The sequence below is a fragment of the Roseateles sp. GW821-FHT09G09 genome (genome assembly GCF_059415965.1).
This window is the reverse complement of sequence record NZ_JBWKOG010000005.1, coordinates 1-22,957: the sequence shown is the minus strand read 5'-3', so window position 1 is coordinate 22,957 and position 22,957 is coordinate 1. Positions and strand designations below refer to the sequence as shown.

Here is a 22,957-nt window from a genome sequence, read left to right as displayed (position 1 = left end):
AGTTCCCGAGCAAGCCGATGACGACGCCACTTCTCGATCCCGCCAAGACGCCGCACACGTCCACCACCGCCATGCCGCCCGCCGGAGCGCCTGCCTCCGCCGCGCGCCGCGCGTCGCGAGCCCGCGATCTCGACGACCCCGTTCCGCCGGAAGGGGCGGACGGCGGAGACGATCCGGGCAGTTCGACCGGGACGGCACCGGGGACCGGGGAAGCCCGACTCGCGTCCGCGAGCGACTCGGGCAAGGCTGCCGACACTGACGCCAGCACCAGCGCCAACTTCAACGCCGATGCGGACGCCAATGCGGCGACGCATCAGGCGGACTCGTGCCGGCAGATCCGCGGCGACGGCACGGAGGAAGACTGCAACCAGTCCGCCGTGTGGCCCTGGCTGATCGCCGGCGCTGGGGTCCTGCTGGCCGGTGCTGCGGGCGCGAGCGGCGGGAGCAGCGACAGCCACGCCGTCACCACCGCGGCACCGAATCCGCCAGCGCCGCCGCCGCCGGCACCGGCACCAGCACCAGCACCAGCACCGGAGCCGCCTCCTCCGCCGCCGCTGCTCGCGGCGCCTCGGCTGTCCACCAGCACGGGCAAGGACACGATCGACGGCGCGGGCCACGTCGACGTCACGCTCGTCGCGCCGGGGAGCTCCTGGGTCTATCGCATGGACGGCGACACCGCCTGGCATGCCGGACAAGGCGACAGCATCGACGCCGGCACCCTGAACCGCGGCGTCCACGCGGTGATGGTCGCGCAGGTTGACGACCAGGGCCGGCCCGGCGAGGTCGCCACGCTGGCCGTGCGGGTGCATGACGACATGCTCGCGCCCGCGCTGACGCTGGCGCATGACAACGGCAGCTCGTCGACCGACGGGCTGACCAACGACGGGACGATCACTGTCTCCGGCCTGGCGGCCGGCGCGACCTGGTTCTATCGGGTGAACGGCGCGACCGATTGGGCTCAGGGGAAGGAGGGGCAGGTGCCGGCCAACGCGCTCGTCGCGGGCCAGAACAGGATCGAGGCCTACCAGGTCGACGCCGGCGGCGAGCGCAGTCCATTGACCAGCCTGACCGTCACGCTGGACCTGACGCCGCCGGAGGTCCCGCTGCTGCAGACCAGCAACGGCACCGACCTGCTGAACGCCAAGGACTTCATCAACGTCTCCGGCATCGAGGGCGGCGCCAGCTGGAAGTTCCGCCTGAACGGACAGGGCGACTGGATCGAGGGGCAGGATGGACGCATTCCCGCGGCCGCACTCTCGAATGGCGAGAACCATGTCGAGGTCGTGCAGGTCGATGCGGCAGGCAATGTCGGCGCCGCAGCGGCGCTGACGGTCCGGCAGGATCTCGATGCGCCGGATCCGCTGCAAGCGCATGTGGACGGCGGGCAGGGCAACCTCGTGTCCCTGCAGGGCTCGATCGCCATCGACAACCTCGAGGACGGCGCGACCTGGAAGTACCGCATCAACGGCGAGAGCGACTGGCACGTCGGCAGCGGTTCGCAGCTGTTGGCGAACTACCTGATCGAAGGCCGCAATGACGTGACGCTGATGCAGACGGACAGTACTGGCCACGACAGCGCCGCGACGTCCATCACCGTCACGCGTGACAGCCTTGTCCCCGATCGTCCGGACCTGGTGACCAGCACCGGCCTGCCGCTGATCAATGCGCAGGGCAGCCTGCTGATCCATCGGCTGGAAGATGCCGCGATCTGGGAATACCGGATCGATGGGGGTGACTGGGTCACCGGGACGGGGAGCTCGCTGGCGGCCAGCGCGCTCCATGAAGGCGCGCAGACGGTCGACGTGCGTCAGGCCGATGTCGTCGGCCACATGAGCGAAGTGGAATCGATCTCGGTCACATTGGACTCGATCCCCCCCGGCGCTGTGCTGTCGAGCGTGCTGAAGTCAAACGGTGCCGCAGCGCCCGACAGTCTCATCAACGCGGCCGGGTACGTCTCGATCGGCAACATCGAGGCAGATGCCCGCTGGGAATTCAAGGTCAACGGCGATGACCATTGGCGGTCAGGCGCGGGAACGCAGCTGACAAGCCGATTCCTGGATGAAGGTGTCAATGCCGTGGCGCTGCGGCAGGTTGATTCGGCAGGCAATGTCGGCGAAGCAAGTTCGGTGACGCTGACCCTGGATACGACGCCTCCAGAACTCAGCGTGACCAAGAACCGCCAAGCTGGTGAGTATCTTGACGGTAGCTACATGCAACTGAACGGTCAAAGCGCCTTCCAGGTGAAGGCTCAGAACAACGAGCAGCTCCACGTCTCGTTTTCCGGTCGTCAGTACGACTTTGGTCCGAATGAAGGGGCGAGTTGGGGCGCCGGTCTTTTCACCGAGGGAGGAAATACCTTGCAGGTGACGGCGTCCGACAAGGCCGGAAATACTTCCTCTCGCACGATCCGTGTGTTTGTGGATAACGTTGCGCCCCCCGCGCCGGGTGTGAGTCTCAAGAATGACACCGGTTCGAACCACTCGGACCGCATCACGTCGGATGGCACCATCGTCGTGTCAGGCATCCCGAACGACGACTTGTATTACGTCGGGTACAGCCTGGATAACGGTCAACACTGGTCGAACTGGCAGAGCAGCACTGAAATTCCCGGCTCGGTGTTCGGCTCGGACGGAGCACAGAACGTGCTCGTGCGGGTGGCAGATACTTTCCTCAACATCAGTCCGACAACGTCCTTGCAGTTCACGCTCGACTCGTCGGTGATCTGAGGACGGGCCACGCCGGCGCCACGGCGATGTCTGCCTCCCAACGCCCTGCAACGGTCAGCCCGTGCGGGGCGTTGTCATTGCGCTCGGATCAGTGTGGCGGCTTTCTCCGCGATCGCCACCACCGGCGCATTCGTGTTGCCGCTGACGACACTCGGCATGATCGAGGCGTCCACGACCCGCAGCCCCTCGATGCCGTGCACGCGCAGGCGGTCATCCACGACCGCCTGCGCGTCCTGGCCCATGCGGCAGGTGCCGACCGGGTGATAGACCGTGTCGACACGCCGGCGCAGCAGCGCTTCGATGTCGGCGTCCGTGTCGACGTCGGCGCTCCACAGCTCCTTCTTCCAGAACGCCTTCATCGCCGGCGCGCGCATCAGGTCGCGCGTGAGCTTGTAGCCCTCGATCAGCTCCCTCACGTCCTCGGCCTCGTGAAGGAACCCGGGATCGATCCGCGGCGCGGCCAGCGGATCGGCGCTGGCGAGCGTCAGCGCGCCGCGGCTGCGCGGCCTCAGCAGGCACACGTGACACGACAGGCCGTGACCCAGCCGCAGCTTGCGCGCGTGGTCCTCGACGAGCGCGACGACCAGGTGCAGCTGCACGTTCGGCGCCGGCAGGTCCGGGCGTGTCGACAGGAACCCGCCGCACTCGGCGAAGTTGCTGGTGACGAGGCCGCGTCGCTCGCGCCGATAGCGCTGGACCTGGCCGATGAAGCGGGCGCTCCCGCGCGCGGAGATGCCTGCGAGATCGAGGCAATCCGATTCGTAGCCGAAGACGAAATCCGGATGGTCATGAAGGTTGCGACCGACGCCGGGCAGGTGATGCCGCACCGCGATGCCCTGCGCCTGCAACTGCGCGCCATCGCCGATGCCCGACAGCATCAGCAGTTGCGGCGATTGCAGCGCCCCGGCACAGACGACGACTTCACGAGCCGCCCGTACCGTCCGGCGATGACCGCCTTGTTGCACGTCGACGCCGACGGCACGTCGGCCCTCCAGCACGAGCGACAAGGCCCGCACGCCCGTCTCCACGCGCAGGTTGGCGCGGCGGCCAAGCTGCGGTTGCAGATACCCGCGCGCGACGCTCCAGCGCTCGCCGCCATGCTGCGTGACCTGATAGACGCCGAGTCCTTCCATGTCCGCGCCGTTGAAATCATCGAGGACCGCGTGCCCCGTCGCTCGCGCCGCGGCGCGCCACGCGTCGTGGATCGGCGAGTCGGTGCGCAGGTCGCCGACGCGCAGCGGGCCGTCCTGCCCGTGCCAGGGCGCGCCGAAACGCTCGTTGCCTTCTGCCTTGATGAAGAAAGGCAGCAGGTCCTCGTAGCCCCAGCCGGCATTTCCAGCGGCCGCCCAGGCGTCGTAGTCGCTCCGGTGCCCGCGCGTGTAGACCATCGCGTTGATCGCCGACGATCCGCCCAGCGCCTTGCCGCGCGGCTGGTAGCCGCGCCGGCCGCCCAGGCCGGGCTGGGGCTCGGTCTCGAAGCCCCAGTTGTTGATCTTCGCGGCGACCTGCAGCGCGCCGGCGAAGGGCGTCGTCGTGACCCAGCCGTCGCCGCGCCCGCCGGCTTCGAGCAGCAGCACGCGGCAGGCCGGGTCTTCGCTGAGCCGGCTCGCCAGCACCGCGCCCGCGGAGCCGCCGCCGACGATCACGATGTCGGCGTCGAACCTGTCCGTCGCGCTCATGCGATCTTCTTCAGCAGGCCGAGCAGGCGGTCGAAGGTCGCGCCGTAAGGCGGATGGAACAGTCTGGTGCCGGCGAAGCGCGATTGCAGGAACACCGGCTTGAGCTTGCTGAAGGTGTTGAAGCCCCAGACGCCGTGGTACGACCCCATGCCGCTGGCGCCGACGCCGCCGAAGGGCTGCTCCTCCTGGCCGAGGTGCCAGATGCAGTCGTTGACCGTGACGCCGCCCGCATGCGTGCGGGCCAGCACGTCGTCGCGCGCGGCCCGGTCCTCGCCGAACCAGTACAGCGCCAGCGGCCGGTCGCCGGCGTTCACGTGCGCAATCGCCTCGGACGGATGGCCGTAGGGCACGATGGGCAGCAGCGGGCCGAAGATCTCCTCGCGCATCACCGCCATCTCGGGCGAGGTGTCGAGCAGCAGGGTCGGGACGAGGCGACGATCCGCCGGCTCGTCGTCGTGCGTGGGGCGCAGCGTGGCGCCGCGGGCGCGCGCGTCGTCGAGCAGTCCCCTCAGGCGCGCGTGATGGCGCGGGCTGACGATGGCGGTGTAGTCCGGATTGGCGGCGATGCGCGGATACAGCCGGCGCACGGCGGCGACGATCGCCTCCGTCAGCGGCTGCACCAGCTCCTGCGGCGCGAGCACGTAGTCCGGCGCGACGCAGGTCTGGCCGGCGTTCAGCAGCTTGCCGAAGGCGATGCGCTCGGCGGTGCGGGCGATGTCGGCGCTGCGGTCGACGATCGCGGGCGACTTTCCGCCGAGCTCCAGCGTGACCGGTGTCAGGTGTTGCGACGCGGCCTGCGCGACCACGCGACCCACCGGCGTCGAGCCGGTGAAGAACAGGTGGTCGAAGGGCAGTTGGGTGAAGACCTTGCCGACTTCCGCATCGCCGGTGACGACGGTCATCTCGTCGGGAGCGAAGTGCTGGGCCACGAGCCGGGCCATCAGGTCCGAGGTGGCGGGCGTGAGTTCGGACGGCTTGATCATCACGCGATTGCCGGCGGCCAGTGCCGCCAGCGCGGGCGCCATCGCGAGGTAGTACGGATAGTTCCACGGCGAGACGATGCCGACCACGCCCAGCGGCTGCGGCATCAGCCGGTTGCCCGCGGGCAGGAAGTGCAGGGCGGTGGGGGCGCGCTTGACGGCCATCCAGCGCTTGAGGTGCCGCATCGCGTGGCGGGCGCCGGACTGGACGGTGAAGAGATCGGCCAGCAGGCTCTCGTGCCGCGAGCGGTGCCCGAAGTCGCGGGACATCGCGTCCGCGAGCGCCTCCGCATGGTCGGCCGTCATGCGCAGCAGCCGGTCGAGCCGGTCGCGGCGCTGCGCGTAGGTCGGCATCCGCTCGCGATCGAACGCGGCGCGCTGCTGCTCCAACACAAGATGCAGGCGCTCGTGCAGGGCTTGGTCCATGGGGTGTCTCCGCCTTGTCGTTCTCGAATGAGAGCGAGCGTACGCCGGCTTCGGTGCCGCACCCAAGCCGTGCGATCCCGAGTAGAGATCAATGACTAATCCGCGTCAGTCACTTGACGCGTTTCGAGTATTGCGAGAATTTCGAGTGTCCTTAAACTTTCTACCTACAGCCATGGCAACGAACAAGTCGGTTCCCTCATCCGGATTCGTTCTCGATGTACAGCCGCTGGTCGACGCGGTCAGGCGGCATGTGCCGCTTTCTGCGGCGAAGGAGAAGCTGGTACGGCTGGCATTCGAGCAGGTGCTCGGCGTTCAATTGCTCAGACCTGCTTCGGAACTGGAACAGGGTAGGCGTTCGAAGACGAAGAAGGAGGGTGAAGACATGGTGCTCACGACACAACAGGCGGCGAACCTCGTGAGGTGTCGCGGCCGTAACTGGCGGCCCGCATTGATGCTGGCGATATCCCACTTTTCCAGCGGGTAGGGAATCAACGCCGCGTTCTGAAGTCGGACCTGTTGGCTTGGCAGAAGCGCGTCCGGCGCGAGCAGTGGGAAGCGCTGCAGCAACTGGGTCGATCGATCGGCGATGAGTACGAGGCCGTGGATCTGTGACTGATGCGATCAGCGTCTCCGTCGTTGCAGATGCAGATACGCTGTTCGGCGGAACCACACGTGCGTTGCTCATTCATCTGGACTACGAAGGACTCATCGCACTTCACTGGCGTGCAGACATCCTGTCGGAGATGAGTCGCGCCCTCGTGCGTTCCGGTCGACGCAGGGATACTGCGCACGCGTGCGAGAACGAGGTGCTGATGCGCCGTTCGCTCCCAGATGCCGAAGTGCATACCGAGGACGTTCTGCGAGAGCTCGTCAGGGCCAAGGACGCGGTCCATTCCCTGAAGGATGCCCATGTGGCTGCCTGCGCGATGGCGCTGGTTCCGCGCGACCCGGGAGCGATAGTCCATCTCCTGACGAAGAACCTGAAAGACTTTCGCAGACTCGCGCTCCAAAGGGCCGGGATCCATCTCCAGCCCGATGGCCAGGAGATCACGGCATGCCAGTTGGCCAGTTGCCTGGAGGCCTGAGGCATCTTGGCGCGGCAACGAAAAAGCCCGGCCGGAGCCGGGCTTTCGAGGCGACGAGGCCGTCCGCTCAGAAGCGGTAGCCGACGCTCAGCGTCACGCCGTCGATCTTGAGGTTGTCCTTGTCGAAGTAGGACGTGTAGTCCAGCGCGCCGTACACCTGCTTGTTGAAGTTGTACTTGGCGCCCAGGCCCCACGAGAAGCTGCTGTCCGTGCCCGAAAAGGACTGGCCACCACCCGACAGCTTCAGCTTCGAGTCGGCATAGCCCAGACGGCCGAACACTTCGAAGTCGTTGTTGAAGGCGTACTTCGGCGTCAGGTACAGGCCGTAGCTGCGCGACACCTTGAACTTCACGCCTTGCGTCGTGTCGTCGGACACGCCGGTGGCGAACATGGCTTCCAGCGCCAGGTAGGGGTTCACGTCCCAGCCGACGATGCCGCGGAGCGCGCCCGGCTTGGCCGACACACCGGTCGTGTCTTCCTTGATCTTGACGAAGGTGTAGCCCAGTTCGCCGTACACGCCGTTCTGCGCTTGGGTCGTCGATTGGGCTTGGGCGGCGCCGGCGGCCAGCAGGGCGGCGGCGACGATGAGGGAGATCTTGCTCATTGGAATACTTCTCTCGAAAAAAGCACCTCAGCGGTGCGGGCCGAAAGGTAGCAATGAGCGGCCAGGAAGCGCCGTGAAGGAGGTCATATCCCTGTAAAAAAGTGCGATAGGAGTGGCGGCCGTGCGACGTTCGATCCACGTGCCCCCCCTTTCGGTGGGAGTCTCCGAGGCGATGGCAGCACAAGCATTGACGCTGTCTTGACGTCGCTGGACGTCGCTTGATGCGCGGGAGAGGGGCCTGTCAGAACCGACCCCACCCCGGCGATCAATGACGGAAGTGGCGCACGCCCGTCATCACCATCGCGATGCCGCGCTCGTCGGCCGCGGCGATGACTTCCTCGTCGCGCATCGAGCCGCCCGGCTGGATGACGCAGGAGGCGCCGGCGTCGGCCAGCACGTCCAGGCCGTCGCGGAACGGGAAGAAGGCGTCGCTCGCCACGGCCGAGCCGGTCAGCGTCAGGCCGGCGTTCTCGGCCTTGATCGAGGCGATGCGCGCCGAGTCGATGCGGCTCATCTGGCCGGCGCCGACGCCCAGCGTCATGCCGCCGCCGCAGAACACGATCGCGTTGCTCTTCACGTACTGCGCGACGGTCCACGCGAACATCAGGTCGTCGAGCTGCTGCGCGGTCGGCTGCAGCGTGGTGACGACCTTCAGGTCGGCCTTCGTCAGGAAGTGGTTGTCGGCCGTCTGCACCAGCAGGCCGGAACCGACACGCTTCACGTCCTGCGCGTTGCGGCCCTGGTCCCAGGGGCGCGCGCCGCCCGGCGGCAGCGCGATCTCGAGCAGGCGCACGTTGACCTTGCCCTTGAAGACCTCGCGCGCCTCGGCGCTGAAGGACGGCGCCATCAGCACCTCGACGAACTGCTTGGACACCAGTTCCGCGGCGGCGCGATCGACCTCGCGGTTGAACGCGATGATGCCGCCGAAGGCGCTGGTCGGATCGGTCTTGAAGGCCTTGGCATAGGCGTCGGCCGCGGTCGCCGCGACGGCCACGCCGCAGGGGTTCGCATGCTTGATGATCACGCAGGCCGGCGCGTCGAAGCTCTTCACGCATTCCCACGCGGCGTCCGCGTCGGCGATGTTGTTGTAGCTCAGCTCCTTGCCCTGCAGCTGCTTGCCGGTCACCAGCGAGCCGGGCGCCGGATGCAGGTCGCGGTAGAGCGCGGCGGTCTGGTGCGAGTTCTCGCCGTAGCGCAGGTCCTGCACCTTGATGAAGCTGCTGTTCATCTGCGCCGGATACTCGGACAGGCTGCCGTCTTCCAGGCGCGCGCTCAGGTAGTTGCTGATCGCGGCGTCGTACTGGGCGATGCGGTTGAACGCGGCCACGGACGCGGCGAAGCGCGTCCTGTCGCTGGTCTTGCCCTGCGCCTTCAGCTCCTCGAGCACCTGCGCGTACTGCGACGCGTCGGTCAGCACCGTCACGTCCTTCCAGTTCTTGGCCGCGCTGCGGACCATCGCCGGGCCGCCGATGTCGATGTTCTCGATCGCGTCCTCCAGCGTGCAGCCGGGCTGGGCGACGGTGGCCTCGAAGGGGTACAGGTTGACCGCGAGGATGTCGATCGTGTCGATGCCGTGCTGCTCGATCGCGGCGACGTGCTCGGGCAGGTCGCGACGCGCCAGCAGGCCGCCGTGGATCTTGGGATGCAGCGTCTTCACGCGGCCGTCCAGCATCTCCGGGAAGCCGGTGTGCTGCGCGACTTCCGTCACCGGCAGGCCGGCGTCGGCCAGCAGCTTGGCGGTGCCGCCGGTGGACAGCAGGCGCACGTCGAGCGCATGCAGCGCCTTCGCGAAGTCGACGATGCCGGTCTTGTCGGAGACCGAGATCAGGGCGGTGAGTTGAGCCATGGACATTCCTTCGAAGCGGGGGATTCGTAGTGCCGGGTGGAGCGGGGAGAACCGGCTTGGCCGGGCTCCTGCGCTCGCCCCGTGAGGGGCCGCGGCGGGCGCCGGCAGGGGGCTAGATCAGCTTGTGTTCGACGAGCTTGCGGCGCAGCGTGTTTCTGTTGATGCCCAGCCACTCGGCAGCCTTGCTCTGGTTGCCGTCGCTGTGCTGCATCACCACTTCCAGCAGCGGTTTCTCGACCAGCCGGATCAGCATCTCGTGCATCGAGTGCGGGACTTCACCGCCGAGGTCCCTGAAGTAGACCTCCAGGTTTTCGCGCACGCAGGAGTCGATCGGTTTTGGCGTCATGCCGTCAGCCTTCTTTCTTGATCTTGGTGTTGTTCTTCGTTCGCGGCTACGGCGACGACATCGATGGCATCGACGGCATCGGCGCTGTCGACCGTGTCGTCGAGGCGCGCGCCGGCGGCCGGCAGGTAGGGCAGCCGGTCATGATCGTCCGCCAGCGCGTCCAGCCAGTCCGTCAGCGCGCGGACCTGGTCGTCGCAACTTTCGAGGGTGTTCATGCGGCGGCGGAAGTCCTCGCCGCCGGGCAGCGCCCGCACGGCCCAGCCGATGTGCTTGCGCGCGCTGCGCATGCCGGTCAGCTCACCGTACAACGCGTAATGGTCGTGCAGGTGCTCGATCAGCCAGCCCTTGGCCTCGGCGACGCGCGGCGCCGGCCGCTCCTCGCCGGTGGCCAGGAAGTGCGCGATCTCCGCGAAGATCCACGGCCGACCCTGCGCCGCGCGGCCGATCATGATCGCGTCCGCGCCGGTCGCGGCCAGCACCTCGCGGGCCTTCCGCGGCGTGTCGATGTCGCCGTTGGCGACGACGGGGATGCGCAGCGCGGCCTTCACCGCGGCGATGGTGTCGTACTCGGCGTGGCCGCTGTAGCCCTGCTCGCGCGTGCGGCCATGCACGGTGACCATCGAGACGCCGGCGGACTCCGCCGCGCGCGCCAAGGCGACCGCGTTCTTCTCCGCCTGGCACCAGCCAGTGCGCATCTTCAGCGTGACCGGCACGCCGCGCGGCGCGCAGGCGGCCACCACGGCCTCGACGATCTCCAGCGCCAGCGCCTCGTCCTGCATCAGCGCCGAGCCCGCCCACTTGTTGCAGACCTTCTTGGCCGGGCAGCCCATGTTGATGTCGATGATCTGCGCGCCGCGGTCCACGTTGTAGGCGGCCGCCTCGGCCATCATCGTCGCGTCGGTGCCGGCGATCTGCACGGAGATCGGCGCCGACTCGCCCTCATGGTTCGCGCGGCGCGAGGTCTTCAGACTGTTCCACAGGTCCTTGCGCGAGGTCACCATCTCGCTCACCGCATACCCCGCGCCGAGCTTCTTGCACAGCACGCGGAAGGGCCGGTCGGTCACACCCGCCATGGGAGCGACGAACAGACGGTTCGGCAGGACGTAGGGACCCAGCTGGAGAGGGCCGGGCAGCGGCGTGGACATCGGAAGCAGTGGAGCGGTTGCACAAAAAAGAGGCAGAAGTATACCGCCGTTGGAACCGTCGACAGCGGGGGGCGTGATCGCCTGCGATCGCCTGCGATCGCCCACAGGAACCCGGGGGCCCCCTCCTCATACTTGTCGCATGCTCCAAAAATCGTCGGGGACCCCCGGGTTCCCGTGGGCTCCGAGGGAGGACTGGTGGGAGGTGGTTTTACAGAGAAGGTTGCTTGCGCCAGAGGGCGAAGCCCTGTTCGACGAAGCGGGCCATCACGCGGTCCTGCGACAGCTTGTAGATCGCGCGGGCAATGCGACCCCGCAGCTCGGGCGTGTTGCAGCGAGATCGGTGGGAGAGCGTCACGTACAGGCCCTCGCGCGCGATCGCGGGCATCAGCGGCTGGATCGCCGGACCCCCGTTTCGCGCGGCATAGGCCTCGGCCGGCGTGTCCTCATAGATCAGGTAGTCCGCGCGGCCGCGCTGCAGCATCAGGATCGCCTGCTCGATGCTCGCGACCTGGCTGATCTTCAGCGACTGGCGGGCGTAGTTGTCGAACTCGACGCCGAAGCTGTTGTTGATCACCGTCACGCCCTGCTTGGGCGCGAGGTCGCTCCAGCGCTTGTAGGCCACCGGCGCCGCAGTCCGCGTCCAGATGACGCTGCGCGTCTCGCGGAACGCAGGATGGAAGTAGTCCATGTACTCAGTGCGCGGCAGCGTGAAGAAGGCGCCCGCGATCAGGTCGATGCGACCCGCGCGCATCTCCTCCTGCACACGGCCCCACGGTCCGACGTAGCGGGTCTCGACCGGAACGCCGATCTCCGCCGCGAGCCACTGCATCAGATCCGCGTTGGCGCCGACCAGCTTCTGCTCGTCGGTCGGATCGCGCCACAGATAGGGCGGGTACTGCGGGTTGCCGGACGCGACCAGCATCGGGCAGCCGGCGATCGGCCCAGGGGGCGGTGTCTGCGGTGTCTGCGGGGACGGCGCGGTGCCGGGCGCCGCGCTTGCCTGCGCAGCGGACGGCGGCGCGGTCTGTGCCATCGCGACGGCGCCGAACGGCGACGGTCCGGAACTTCCCGGACCGGCGACGGCCAGGCCGATCAACGCGAACGACGAAACGGCTAGGCGGCGCAAGGACATGGTCTTCAGATAATCCCACGCATGGAAGCTTGGCTGCAACAGATGATTCACCTGATGCTGGAGACCCTATCTCTCCCGCAAGTGGGGCTGGGCGCGGTGTTCGTCATCGCGCTGATTTCGGCGACGCTGCTGCCGATGGGGTCGGAGCCCGTCGTGCTGCTGCTGGTGCATGCGAAGCCGGAGCTGTTCTGGCCCGCGATCCTCGTGGCCACCGCGGGCAACACGATCGGCGGGGCGATCACGTGGTGGATGGGCTACGGCGCGGAACGCGCCTACGAGGCCGCCGTGCATCACACGCCGCGCGACCAGCGCGTGCTCGGCTGGCTGCGGCGCTTCGGCGCGAAGACCTGCCTGATGAGCTGGCTGCCCATCGTCGGCGATCCGCTATGCGCCCTCGCAGGCTGGCTGCGGCTGCCGTTCTGGCCGTGCGTGGCCTACATGGCGGTGGGCAAGTTCATGCGCTACCTGCTCATGACGGCCATCGGCATCGCGATTCTCGAGTGAACGCACGGACGCGCTCTCGCCACTTCGGGGGTGACCGCTGGCGTCGAGCGCCCGAGCTTGCACAATCACGGGGCACTCGAGAGGAGACCCCGCCATGAGCACCCCCAGCACCCCGGCGTACGACGCCCTGTGCCAGCGCCACCAGCGCATCCACCGTCTGTCCCACCTGCAGTCGATCGCCTCGTGGGACCAGTCCGCGTTCATGCCCACACGCGGCGCGCAGGCGCGCGCCGAGGCGCTCGCCGAGATGGGCGGGCTGCTGCATCAGCTCGGCACCGACCCCGCGCTGCGCCAGCTGCTCGACGACGCGGCGCAGGAGCCGCTCGACGACTTCCAGCGCGCCTCGCTGCGCGAGATGCGCCGCGTGTGGCGGTCGGCCAATGCGGTGCCGCAGCGGCTCGTGGAAGCGCGCTCGCTGGCCAACTCGCACTGCGAGCATGCGTGGCGCCACCAGCGCGCCGCGAACGACTGGACTGGCTACGTCGAGAACCTGCGGCCGGTGGTGCGCTACGCGCGGGAAGAGGCGCAGTGCCTGTCCGACGATTCGGGCCTGAGCCGCTACGACGCGCTGCTCGACCAGTACGAACCCGGCATGCGCTCGGCCGACATCGACCGCGTCTTCGGCGATCTGCGCCAGTGGCTGCCCGGCCTGATCCGGCAGGTGATGGCGCGCCAGGCCGACGACCGCGTGATCCATCCGCAGGGCCCGTTCCCCGCCGCGTCGCAGCGCGCGCTGGGCCTGGACGCGATGAAGCTGCTCGGCTTCGACTTCGAGGCGGGCCGGCTCGACGAGAGCGCGCACCCGTTCTGCGGCGGCGTGCCGGAGGACGTGCGGATGACGACGCGTTACCGCGACGACAGCTTCCTGCAGAGCCTCACCGGCACCATCCACGAGACCGGCCACGGCCGCTACGAGCAGAACCTGCCGCGCGAGTGGCTGGGCCTGCCGGTGGCGGGCGCGCGCTCGATGGGCCTGCATGAAAGCCAGAGCCTGTCCTTCGAGATGCAGCTGGCCTCGCATCCCGGGTTCGCCGGACTGCTGCAGCCGCTGGTGGAGCGCCACCTGGGCACGCAGCAGGGCTTCGCCGCCGACAACCTGCACAAGCTGATGACGCGCGTCGCGCCGGGCTACATCCGCGTGGACGCGGACGAGGTGACCTATCCGGCGCACGTGATCCTGCGCTACGAGATCGAGCGCCCGCTGATCGAGGGCGAGATCGAGGTCGAGGACATCCCCGCGCTGTGGGACGCCAAGATGCAGGAGCTGCTGGGCCTGGACACGCGCGGCAACTACAAGGACGGCTGCATGCAGGACGTGCACTGGGGCTGCGGGCTGTTCGGCTACTTCCCCTGCTACACGCTGGGCGCGATGTACGCGGCGCAGTGGTTCGCGACGATGCGTCGCGAACGGCCGACGCTGGACGCGGAGATCGCGCGCGGCGAACTGACGCCGGTCTTCGACTGGCTGAAGGCGCGCATCTGGTCGCAGGGCAGCCGCTGGGAGACGCCGGAACTGGTGCGGCGCGCCAGCGGCGAGGCGCTGAATCCCGCGCACTTCCGACGCCACCTCGAGTCGCGCTACCTGGGCTGAGCGCCGGCGCACGCGCCAACGAGAAAGGGCACCCCGCTGGGGTGCCCTTTTCTCCTTGCGCGTCCGCGGTCTCTACCCCACGGCGCGCTCCCAACGAGTCGTCGAGGACTCGAATGCGGTGGTCGGCGGGGTCAGGCCTTGCCGGCCGTCTTGCGGCGGCGCAGGACGAGGCCCATCGCGCCCAGGCCGGCCAGCATCAGCGCGAGGCTCTGCGGTTCCGGCACGGCGGTGACGCTGACGTTGTCCAGCGAGGTGCCGTAGGAATCGCTGATGCCCGCGGCGGCGAAGCGCAGCGTCATCGGGCTGCCGGTGCCGGTGAAGGTGGTGGTCAGGGTCTGCCAGGTGGTGGTCGTGTTGTTCCCGACCAGGCCGCCCAGGCCGCCGATGCTCCAGTCGATGCCGTTGCTGGCGGCGCTGCGGAAGTCCGGACGGTTGGCATAGGAGAAGGACAGCGTGTAGGTCGCGCCCGCCACGGTGTTCAGCGTCTGGCTGATCCAGCTGTTGGCGGTGGTGTCGAGCTCGACGTAGTTGCCGCCGCTGAACGCGCTGCCCGCGACGTTGTTGCGGATCTCCAGGCCGTTGGGGCCGACGGTCCAGCCGGCGGTGCTGCCGACGATGCTGTAGCTGCCGTTGCCGACCGCATTCGATTCGAAGCTGCCGTTGGTGATCAGGTTCACCGGGGCCGCCAGGGCGAACAGCGGGGCGGCGAAAAGAGTGGCGGCGATGAGGCGCTTCATGGGCAGGACTCGGAAGTTCGACAACAGGTGCGCGGGAAGATCCGCGCTTGTGTCGAATTGTTCGAGACCGCCTCCTCGCTGCCATCCCCCTGGGCGATGGGGCTCGCGATACGTTTCGTGACGCAGTGCACACCGCAGCGCGGCGGCGCGGGGTCAGGTGGTGCGCTTGCCGCCCTTCGCCGCTTTCGGCGCCTTCGCGCGCGCCGATGCGGAAGTCGTTCCGGACGACTTTGCCGCGGGCTGCTTCACCGCAGGCGGCTTCGTCGAAGACCTCTTCTTGGCGGAGGCCGCGGGCGCGCCAGCGGATGCTTCGGATGCGGTCCGGGTTGCCGTCGACTGGGCGGCGGGGTGTTTGGCGGCGGGCCCCGCCGTCGGTGCGCCGCCGGCCTGTGCGGCGCGCAGCAGCGCGACTTCGGCGCTGAGCGCCTCGACGCGCGCCTTCAGCTGCGCGACTTCGTCCGCGGCCGGCATGCCCAGTCGCGCGAGCGCGCGCGCCACGCGGTCCTCGAAGATCGATTCAAGCTTGTCCCAATGCTGGCCGGCCCGCGCGCCGACTTCGCCCGCCAGATCGCTCATGCGGTGCGCGGCGCTGTCGAGCGTCGCCTCGGCCTTGCCGACGGCCGCTCCTCCCTGGTCCTGCGCCTTCGCGAACGCGGCCAGTCCCGCCGACCAGATCTGCTGCGCCGAGGTCCTCACCTGCTCCGCGAACGGTGTGTCCGTCGACGTCGACGTCGATGCCGCCGACGCGGCGGACGCGGCCTGCTTGGGGCGGCTTCGTGCCGTCGTCGGGCCGGCCGTCTTCTGTTGCTTCTTGACCATGGGCGTTCCTTGTCGTCGTCGCGGGGCGGGGGCCTGACGCCCGCCGCTCGCCGAGAACCGGACTATAGGCGGCGCATCGGTGGCTTGTCGGTCGCGTGCGGTGTCGCAAGCGCACGTCGACCCGCCCCGCAACCCCCCATCGGGGCGATCGGCGCAGGGACCAGAATGTCGGGCATGTCCTTGCCGACCCCTTCGACCTCCTCGAGGGCGCGCCGTCCCGGCGACGAGTTCCCCGACACCGTGCCCGAATCGCCCGCGGCCTTGCCGCCGCTGGCGATGGATCGCGACCTGCCGTCGCGCCCGGGCGCGGCCATCGGCTGCCCGCAGTGCCGCTCGCCGATGCGCCATGTCAGCCTGCCGGGCCACCATGCGCCGGCGACCGTCGACGTCGACCATTGCGGTCCCTGCGGCCTGGTCTGGTTCGACGCGCGCGAATCGGTGCATCTCTCGACGGCCGCCTGGATCCAGTTGCTGCGCGACCTGCACCGGCTGCGCCGCGGCGACGTGCCGCATCAGCCGGACCGGGCCTGCCCGCTGTGCGCGAAGAGCCTGAAGGAAGTCCGCAACTTCACCCGCTACGGACGCTTCCCGGTGCTCGAGTGCGGCAGCTGCGGCGGCCATCTGCACAGCCAGGCCGGCATGCTGGCCGAGCGCGGCCTGGTCCGTCCGCTGCTGCCCGGCGAGCGTTACGCGCTGCAGGCCGAGAAGCGCCAGTGCTTCTGCCTGAGCTGCGGCGGTCCGGCCGATGGGAAGGGGGAGGACTGCGCGTGGTGCAAGAGTCCGCTGCTGATGGTCGACATGCCGCGGCTGGCGAACGCGCTGCGCAAGCGCTCGCCGTCGGAACCGCTGCTGATGCCCAACGGCGGCAAGCCGGTCGGCTGGGCCTGCCGGGGATGTGGCGCGCCGATGGACCCGACCCGCGAGACGCGCTGTGGGCAGTGCCACCACACGGTCGTCGCGCCGTCGCTGGAGGACCTCGGCCCCTTGCTCGACGCGCTCGAGCACGATGGGGAGGAAGCCGACGCGCAGATCGAGCGCGAACGCCGCGAGCGCCGCGAGCGGCTCGCCTCCTATCCCTTCGAGCACCGCGATCCGGCCGGCGGCAAGCACGGGCTCTTCTGGAAGGGCAAGTACGAGAAGCGCTACGACGCGGAGAACCAGCGCCGCGAGGAGCGCCGGGACGGTGGGCTCGGTTGGGCCTCGTCCGGCTGGCCCGGCTCGCACGGGGACGGGCCGCCATCGTTGATCGGGATCGCGCTGCGCATCGCCGCGCGGCTGCTGTGGCGCTGACGCCCCGGGGAGCCGGGGAGGCCTGGACCGCCTGAGCGAGCGGAGAGATCGGAGCGGGCCGGGGAAGGTCCGCGGGCCTCAGAGTTCCAGCACCCCGATCGGCTTGGCGCAGGCGGCCGGCGTGCCGCCGCCGCGCACGACGAAGGGCAGCTCGCCCCACGGGCCCGAATCGCGCGGGCAGCCGTTGCGCAGCGTGCCGCCGGGGCAGGCGCATCCCTTGGTCTTGACCAGCTTGTCCAGCGTCTGCGCCTGCTGCGGGTTGAGCTTGGGCAGGTCGTGTCGCAAGACCAGCTGCAACGCCGTCGGCGGCGCGGGCGCGTCCAGCGCGGGCACCGGGCCCAGCAGCGTCGCCATCGACTGCGTGTCCTTCAGCGCCGCCGCGGGCTTCATGGCCTTGGCGCGGCGCAGGTAGTTCAGCGCCACCTCCATCGCCGCGTAACCGCGCGCGGCCGAGGCCGTGAACGGCTTGCGGAACGCCGCGCCGTAGGTGTTGGCGACCTGGTCCCAGCGGCCGCGGTCGATGGTGAGCACGGGGCAGAGCACCGCGTCGACGCGTTCCGACAGCGTGGCGTCGAAGTCCATCCAGCACGAGGTCCGCGCGCTGATGCGCAGGCCCGTTTGGCGGCGCAGGTCGGCGGCGATCTTCTCGCCGGCATTGAGCTCGATGCGGCCCAGCTGCAGCTGCAGGTCCTGGGCCTTCATCCGCTCCGCGTTGCTGGAGATGAAGGGGATGCCGGCGGCCCGCAGCGCGTCCGCGCCGGCGTTGATCTCGCACCAGTTGCCCAGCACGACGTCGACCTTGGCCTTGATGAATTCCTGCGAGATGGCGTCGGCCTTGCGGGCGTCGCAGCCGCTGTCCTTGACGAGCAGCTTGGGCGCGGCGTCGCCGGGCCAGGTCTTGAGCGCCAGCGTCATGCCGAGCTGCAGTTCCTCGGCCTGCGCGGCGCTCGGATAGCTGCCGGGGAGGATGACGCCGATGGTGGCGGCGGAGGCCGACGCGGCGGCGCAGAGCAGGACGGCCGGCAGCGCGGTTGATCGCGCGGCCGATAGCGTGGCCGATAACGCGGCCGATAACGCGGCTGGTAGCGCGGCTGGTAGCACGGCCGGTCGTGCGGCGCCCACGACGGTGGCCAGGACCTTGCGGATGTTCATGACGATCCCTCTTGTTCTTCGTGGCCGTGGTCGGCCGTTCGTTGACTTTGTCGCCCGAACTGCTTGGTGGCGTCCGAGGCTGGAGGTATCGCCTGCTCGTCGTGCGCGCGCACTGGAGGTTTTCCCGGGAGTCCCCACGAATGAAAACGCCCCGGCGGGCCGGGGCGGTAAGACGTCACAGTCGTGACGAAGAGTGCGGCAAACGCGCAACGCGCGCCGTACAGCGCACGAAGCTCAGGCGGGCCAACCCTGCAGCACGAGCTTGCCGCGTTGGCGCTGACTCTCCTGCAAGGCGTGGGCGCGCTTGAGGGTGTCGGCGGAGATCGTGCCGACGACGTCGGACAGCGTCGTGCGGATCTTCCCGGCATCGACCAGCGCGGCGACCTCGGTCAGCAGTCGGCCCTGCGCGGCGATGTCGTGCGTCGCATGCATGCTGCGGGTGAACATCAGCTCCCAGTGCAGCGACAGGGACTTGCCCTTGAGCGCCATCACGTCCAGGTCGTTCGGGCCGAAGTCGTCGATCATCGCCAGCTTGCCCTGCGGCTCCAGCGCGTCGACCAAGCCCTGGAAGTGCTGCGGCGTGTGGGTGAGGCTGGTGACGTAGCGCAGCGGCGGCACACCGGCCTTCTGCAGCGCGGCGATCTGCGGGGCGATCGGTTCGCGATGGTTGATCACGTGGTGGGCGCCGAGCGCATGCAGCCACTTGCCGCCTTCGCCGTCCGGCTCGGAGCTGGTGCCGATGACGGTCAGATGCGCGTGCCGGCGCGCCAGCTGGACCAGGATGGAGCCCACGCCGCCGGCCGCGCCGGTGACCAGCAGGCTGACCGGACGCTCGGGCTGCTGCTGGACCTGCAACCGGTCGAACAGCAGTTCCCAGGCGGTGATGGCGGTCAAGGGCAGCGCGGCGGCCTCGGCGTCGCTCAGCGACGCGGGCGCCTGCGCGGCGATGCGATGGTCGACGCACTGGAACTGCGCGTTGCTGCCCGGACGGGTGATGTCGCCGGCGTACCAGACGCGGTCGCCGACGGCGAAGCCGGTGACCTCCGTGCCGATCGCGCGGACCGTGCCGACCGCGTCCCAGCCGAGGATCACCGGGGTCGTGCCGTCGGCGCTGGCGCGGCGCAGGCGGACCTTGGTGTCGACCGGGTTGACGGCGACCGCGGCGACCTCGACCAGCATGTCCTTCGGACCGGGCGCGGGGGTGGGCAGGTCGAGGTCGATGAGCGATTCGACCTCGGTGATGGGCAGGGACTTGAAGTAGCCGACGGCTTTCATGGCGGGGACTCCTGGATTTCGGATGGGAAGGGCGGGCGGCGTTGGCCGGATGCTGTGGGAACGAATGGTGAGCCTTCCGGCAGAATCAATGAAGACAGTTGAATCGCTATCAGTTTCAACGTCGGATTGAAGATCGACCGGGGAAGGCCGTCATGGACATCGAGAACACTGCCGAGCTGCGCCTGCTGATCGAATGCGCGCGCGGCGGCAGCCTGACGGCGGCGTCGCGGGAGATGGGCATCACCCCGGCCGCGGCCAGCGCGATGCTGAAGAAGCTGGAGGCGCGGCTGGGGGTGAGGCTGGCGGAGCGCAGCACCCGGGCGCTGCGGCTGACGGCCGCCGGCGAGCGGCTGAGGGACTATGCGCAGCGCGCGCTCGAGTTGCTGGACGAGGGCCTCGCGCTGGTCACCGAGGGCGACGACGTGGCTGCCAAGGGACGCGGCGCCACCGCGCTGCGCGGGCGCATCCGGGTCAGCGCGTCGAGCGACCTGACGCGGCGCATCGTGCTGCCGCTGCTGGATGGGTTCCTCGACCGGCATCCCGGGATCGAGCTGCAGCTCAACGTCGGCGACGCCCTGCAGGACGTCGTGCGCGACGAGGTCGATCTGGCGCTGCGTTATGGCGAACTGGCCGACTCGCGGCTGGTGGCGCGCAAGCTGCACGACGGTCGCCGGCTGCTGGTGGCGTCACCGGACTACCTGAAGCGGCACGGCCGGCCGTCGCATCCCGGCGAGCTGACGCAGCACGAGTGCATCCGCTTCAAGATCGGCGACCGGCTGGAGCGCGAGTGGCGCTTCTGGCGTCGCGACGCGATGCAGGCGGCGCCGGTGGACGTGACGGTGCAGGGTCGCCGCACGGCGGACGACGGCGGCATCGCCCACCAGTGGGCCCTGGAAGGGCGGGGGCTGACCTACAAGAGCTGCCTCGACATCCGCGACAGCCTCGCCAGCGGAGCGCTGGTCGAGGTGCTGCCCGACTGGGTCGGGCGGCCGATGCCGTTGCATGCGCTGATGCCGAGCCAGCGTTTCCTGCCGCAACGGCTGAAGGCGCTGGTCGATCATCTGGCGGACGCTCTCCGGCGCTGAGTCGCGCCGGCGCGCGCTTCAATGCTTGTGGTCGCCGTGGCCCGCGTGCGGATCGTTGGCGTCCGCGACCGGGCCGGTCCGGGCCGGCGCCTGGACGCTCACGGTCGAGCGGGACTTGTCGGCACCCTCGAACACCAGCGTCAGCACGACCGCCTCCCCCGTCTTCAACGGGCCCTTCAGGTCCATCAACATGACGTGATAACCGCCGGGCTTGAGCTCCACCAGCTTGCCCGCAGGCACCGCCAGCGATGCCACCGGGCGCATGCGCATGACGTCGCCGTCCATGGCCATCTCGTGCACCTCGGCCACGCCGGCCGAGGGGGTGCTGACCGAGATCAGCTTCACGTCCGTCGGCGACTTGATCTGCAGGAAGGCACCCGTGGACTTCTGCTGCGGCACCGTGGCGCGCACCCAGGCGTTGGCGACGACGACCTGGGCCTGGGCCTGGGCGAGAGCGGCGGTCAGCAGGAGGGCGGGAACCCAGGCCAGGCGGGCAAGGGAAGGGAACTTCATCGGGGCGTCCAATCCGTCTGTTCTTTGATGAGGGGGCAGTATCCGACATCGCTCGCCTGAGGGAACGCTGGCCCCCCGGCCTCCTACGACTCGCAGGCTCCCCAAGTCGGCCGGGGGGCCAGCGTTCCCTCAGGCTCGGAGCGAGGCTGGCGTCGATTCATGGGCTGCGGGGGGTGGGGGGCGGGTCGAGGGCGTCCATGGAGCGAAGCACGCGTTTGACGATCGCTTCGCGCTGGGGAGAGAAGGCGGGATCCTTCATGTCCATGTTGAGGGCGAAGTAGACAGGGCGCGCGTCGCGATCCTGCTCCACCCAGCCGACGAACCAGCCCAGGCCGGGCTCGGCGTTGTCCGCCCAGCCAGTCTTGGCGTACAGGCGCCAGCCGGGACCCTGCTCGCGCAGCATGACCTTGCGGGCGATGTCGTAGCTGCGGTCGGACAGCGGCAGCGCGCGGTCATGCAGGCGGCGCAGGAACTCGATCTGGCCGACCGCCGAGATGCGCAGGTCGCCGTCGAGCCAGAAACGGTCGCCGACCGGACCGGCAACAGCGTTGCCGTAGCGGAAGTCGCGCACGAACTGCTGCACGGTCGGCTGGCCGATCTGCCGGGCCAGCGACTGGAACACCCAGACCGCCGAGACCTTGTAGGCGGAGGCGAGCGTCTGGTCGCGGTTCCAGTCCTCGATGCGGCGCGGGGTGCCGTCCCACTTGAACGGCTGCGTCTCGTCGACGGCAGCGCCGGTCTCCAGGGCGATCAGCGACATCGGGATCTTGAAGGTCGACGCGGGCAGGAAGCCCTGGAAGGCGCGGACGCTGTCCGACGCGATCCAGCGGTGCGCGCGGGTGTCGAGGACGGCGATCGTGCCGCCGGTTCCCAGTTCGTCGAAATTGCGCTGCAGTTCGGGACGGGTCTCCCAGCGTTCGCGCTGGTCGGCGGGCGTGGTCTGCGCGATCGAGGCGCGGCAGGCGGTGAGGACGAGACAGGCGAGCAGGGCGCTCGCCATCAGGCGGGGCAAGGACATGGACGTCTCCGGGCTGTGAGGGACGTCGCCAGTGTGCGAAGTCCCTCGCGACCGACGGCGTCGAAGTGCCGTTACGCCTGTTCCGGCAAGGCCCGAAGGCAGCGAGTGCTGGTGGGGCCGGAATGATGTGGGGGGTTCGCGGACGCGATGCCCCCCACGTCGTGGAGTGCCCGCGCCTGGCCTTCCGCGGTATTCGAGGCTTTCACGCCTGCCGCGATTGCGGCATCAACGCGTCGGCCTCGCCGAGATAGCGCCGGCGCGCGCCCTCGTCGCGCAGCTTGCGCGCTTGCAGCCGCGCCTGGCGCACGAGATCCGTGGCGCTGAAGGCGTCGCCCTCGTCGAGCGCGTGCCGGGCCCAGAGCAGGAGGAAGGCGCAGCGCTGGTCGGCGGGGATTTGGGACTGTCTGGCGCGGCACGACGCCCAGCGCTGCGCGGCGAGCTCGCCGAAGGACGTGGCGGGCAGGGGCAGGCCTTGCGCGGTGGCCAGCCGCTGCAGCGCGGCGAAGTCGAGGCGACCGAGCGCCGCGAGCCGCAGCAGGAAGATGGTGTTCAGCAGCGAGCTGCGGCCAAGCTGCCAGCGCGCGCAGAGCGCGTCGCTGAGCAGCAGCCAGCGCAACGCGTCTTCCACGGCGGGGCTGTGTGGGCTGGGGGGGCTGTGGGGGCCGCCGGCGGGCAGGAGGTCGGCCTCGACGAGGCGGCCGATGGCGTTGGACAGGTTGGCGGCGCAGACCTGTAGCGCGTCGGGCAGTCCGGCCAGGGAGGCGCTGCGCAAGGCGTCGCCGAGGCTGGCCAGCGACTGCGCCGCGAGCGCCGCGTCGCCGCGCGCGATGGCCAGGTCGCGCAGCACGATGCCGCGCAGGTTGCCGTGGTCGCAGCGCAGCGTGGAGTCGGCGGCGAGCACGTCGGGATCGACCTCGTCGAGCTTGTCCAGCGCGAGCGGCAGCGCGCCGCCCACCGCCAGCACCGAGCGCCATCCCCAGTGCGGGATCATCCCGGCCGCCACG

General features: G+C 69.4%; 20 protein-coding genes and 1 pseudogene. 7 read left to right on the top strand and 14 right to left on the bottom strand.

Annotated elements, in window-relative coordinates:
* Positions 1 to 17: 17 nt before the first annotated feature.
* Positions 18 to 2,726, top strand: a complete 2,709-nt coding sequence (locus AC07O8_RS14310; RefSeq protein ID WP_495048671.1) for an Ig-like domain-containing protein — start codon at positions 18 to 20, stop codon at positions 2,724 to 2,726.
* A gap of 74 nt (positions 2,727 to 2,800) precedes the next feature.
* Here the strand turns inward: AC07O8_RS14310 and AC07O8_RS14305 are convergent, their stop codons facing one another.
* Both AC07O8_RS14305 and AC07O8_RS14300 read right to left on the bottom strand, forming a co-directional pair.
* On the bottom strand, positions 2,801 to 4,405 hold the full coding sequence (locus tag AC07O8_RS14305; RefSeq protein ID WP_495048670.1) for a GMC family oxidoreductase: 1,605 nt from the start codon (positions 4,403 to 4,405) through the stop codon (positions 2,801 to 2,803).
* Positions 4,402 to 5,811, bottom strand: a complete 1,410-nt coding sequence (locus AC07O8_RS14300) for a coniferyl aldehyde dehydrogenase (RefSeq protein ID WP_495048669.1) — start codon at positions 5,809 to 5,811, stop codon at positions 4,402 to 4,404. The genes AC07O8_RS14305 and AC07O8_RS14300 overlap by 4 nt, the downstream gene beginning before the upstream one ends.
* A 172-nt stretch (positions 5,812 to 5,983) precedes the next feature.
* On the opposite strand from AC07O8_RS14300, the gene AC07O8_RS14295 reads away from it, so the two are divergent.
* Positions 5,984 to 6,295, top strand: a complete 312-nt coding sequence (locus AC07O8_RS14295; protein WP_495048668.1) for a hypothetical protein — start codon at positions 5,984 to 5,986, stop codon at positions 6,293 to 6,295.
* Between the two features lie 124 nt (positions 6,296 to 6,419).
* Positions 6,420 to 6,896, top strand: a complete 477-nt coding sequence (locus AC07O8_RS14290) for a PIN domain-containing protein (protein ID WP_495048667.1) — start codon at positions 6,420 to 6,422, stop codon at positions 6,894 to 6,896.
* Positions 6,897 to 6,963: 67 nt separating this feature from the next.
* On the opposite strand, the gene AC07O8_RS14285 is transcribed toward AC07O8_RS14290, so the two are convergent.
* The 5 genes from AC07O8_RS14285 to AC07O8_RS14265 form a co-directional block, all read right to left on the bottom strand.
* Positions 6,964 to 7,500 (bottom strand): porin family protein, encoded by a 537-nt coding sequence (locus tag AC07O8_RS14285; RefSeq protein WP_495048666.1) that lies wholly within the window; start codon positions 7,498 to 7,500, stop codon positions 6,964 to 6,966.
* Between the two features lie 265 nt (positions 7,501 to 7,765).
* Positions 7,766 to 9,346: a bifunctional phosphoribosylaminoimidazolecarboxamide formyltransferase/IMP cyclohydrolase gene (gene purH / locus AC07O8_RS14280; protein WP_495048665.1), complete on the bottom strand. Its 1,581-nt coding sequence runs from the start codon at positions 9,344 to 9,346 to the stop codon at positions 7,766 to 7,768.
* Positions 9,347 to 9,458: 112 nt separating this feature from the next.
* Positions 9,459 to 9,692, bottom strand: coding sequence for a helix-turn-helix domain-containing protein (locus AC07O8_RS14275; RefSeq protein ID WP_297531610.1), 234 nt, complete (start codon positions 9,690 to 9,692; stop codon positions 9,459 to 9,461).
* Complete coding sequence (gene dusB / locus AC07O8_RS14270) at positions 9,689 to 10,837, bottom strand: tRNA dihydrouridine synthase DusB (RefSeq protein ID WP_495048664.1); 1,149 nt, start codon at positions 10,835 to 10,837, stop codon at positions 9,689 to 9,691. Before dusB ends, AC07O8_RS14275 begins: the two co-directional genes overlap by 4 nt.
* Positions 10,838 to 11,045: 208 nt before the next feature.
* Positions 11,046 to 11,969 (bottom strand): substrate-binding periplasmic protein, encoded by a 924-nt coding sequence (locus tag AC07O8_RS14265; protein WP_495048663.1) that lies wholly within the window; start codon positions 11,967 to 11,969, stop codon positions 11,046 to 11,048.
* Positions 11,970 to 11,990: 21 nt separating this feature from the next.
* Between AC07O8_RS14265 and AC07O8_RS14260 the strand changes: the two genes are divergently transcribed.
* Together AC07O8_RS14260 and AC07O8_RS14255 are read left to right on the top strand one after the other, a co-directional pair.
* Complete coding sequence (locus AC07O8_RS14260) at positions 11,991 to 12,473, top strand: YqaA family protein (protein WP_495048662.1); 483 nt, start codon at positions 11,991 to 11,993, stop codon at positions 12,471 to 12,473.
* Between the two features lie 94 nt (positions 12,474 to 12,567).
* Positions 12,568 to 14,064, top strand: a complete 1,497-nt coding sequence (locus tag AC07O8_RS14255; RefSeq protein ID WP_495048661.1) for a carboxypeptidase M32 — start codon at positions 12,568 to 12,570, stop codon at positions 14,062 to 14,064.
* A 131-nt stretch (positions 14,065 to 14,195) separates the two neighbouring features.
* Here the strand turns inward: AC07O8_RS14255 and AC07O8_RS14250 are convergent, their stop codons facing one another.
* Together AC07O8_RS14250 and AC07O8_RS14245 are read right to left on the bottom strand one after the other, a co-directional pair.
* Positions 14,196 to 14,801 carry a DUF642 domain-containing protein gene (locus AC07O8_RS14250; RefSeq protein WP_495048660.1) on the bottom strand — a complete coding sequence of 202 codons (606 nt, stop codon included), beginning with the start codon at positions 14,799 to 14,801 and terminating at the stop codon, positions 14,196 to 14,198.
* Between the two features lie 153 nt (positions 14,802 to 14,954).
* Positions 14,955 to 15,620: a phasin family protein gene (locus AC07O8_RS14245; RefSeq protein WP_495048659.1), complete on the bottom strand. Its 666-nt coding sequence runs from the start codon at positions 15,618 to 15,620 to the stop codon at positions 14,955 to 14,957.
* Positions 15,621 to 15,794: 174 nt separating this feature from the next.
* Between AC07O8_RS14245 and AC07O8_RS14240 the strand changes: the two genes are divergently transcribed.
* Positions 15,795 to 16,910 carry a TFIIB-type zinc ribbon-containing protein gene (locus tag AC07O8_RS14240; RefSeq protein WP_495048658.1) on the top strand — a complete coding sequence of 372 codons (1,116 nt, stop codon included), beginning with the start codon at positions 15,795 to 15,797 and terminating at the stop codon, positions 16,908 to 16,910.
* Between the two features lie 78 nt (positions 16,911 to 16,988).
* Here the strand turns inward: AC07O8_RS14240 and AC07O8_RS14235 are convergent, their stop codons facing one another.
* Entirely contained in the window at positions 16,989 to 18,062 is a 1,074-nt protein-coding gene (locus AC07O8_RS14235; protein ID WP_495048657.1) for a hypothetical protein, read from the bottom strand.
* Between the two features lie 234 nt (positions 18,063 to 18,296).
* Positions 18,297 to 19,337, bottom strand: a complete 1,041-nt coding sequence (locus AC07O8_RS14230; RefSeq protein WP_495048656.1) for a zinc-binding alcohol dehydrogenase family protein — start codon at positions 19,335 to 19,337, stop codon at positions 18,297 to 18,299.
* 152 nt (positions 19,338 to 19,489) lie between these two features.
* Between AC07O8_RS14230 and AC07O8_RS14225 the strand changes: the two genes are divergently transcribed.
* Positions 19,490 to 20,422 (top strand): LysR family transcriptional regulator, encoded by a 933-nt coding sequence (locus tag AC07O8_RS14225; RefSeq protein ID WP_495048655.1) that lies wholly within the window; start codon positions 19,490 to 19,492, stop codon positions 20,420 to 20,422.
* An 18-nt stretch (positions 20,423 to 20,440) separates the two neighbouring features.
* Here AC07O8_RS14225 and AC07O8_RS14220 read toward each other — a convergent pair whose 3' ends face one another.
* From AC07O8_RS14220 to AC07O8_RS14210, 3 genes and pseudogenes are all read right to left on the bottom strand, one after another.
* The gene (locus tag AC07O8_RS14220) at positions 20,441 to 20,935 is read right to left on the bottom strand and encodes a copper chaperone PCu(A)C (protein WP_495048654.1); all 495 of its coding nucleotides are present in this window, start codon (positions 20,933 to 20,935) and stop codon (positions 20,441 to 20,443) included.
* Positions 20,936 to 21,092: 157 nt separating this feature from the next.
* Complete coding sequence (gene blaOXA, locus AC07O8_RS14215) at positions 21,093 to 21,953, bottom strand: class D beta-lactamase (RefSeq protein ID WP_495048653.1); 861 nt, start codon at positions 21,951 to 21,953, stop codon at positions 21,093 to 21,095.
* Between the two features lie 202 nt (positions 21,954 to 22,155).
* Positions 22,156 to 22,957, bottom strand: a pseudogene (locus tag AC07O8_RS14210) (hypothetical protein); the annotation flags it as partial.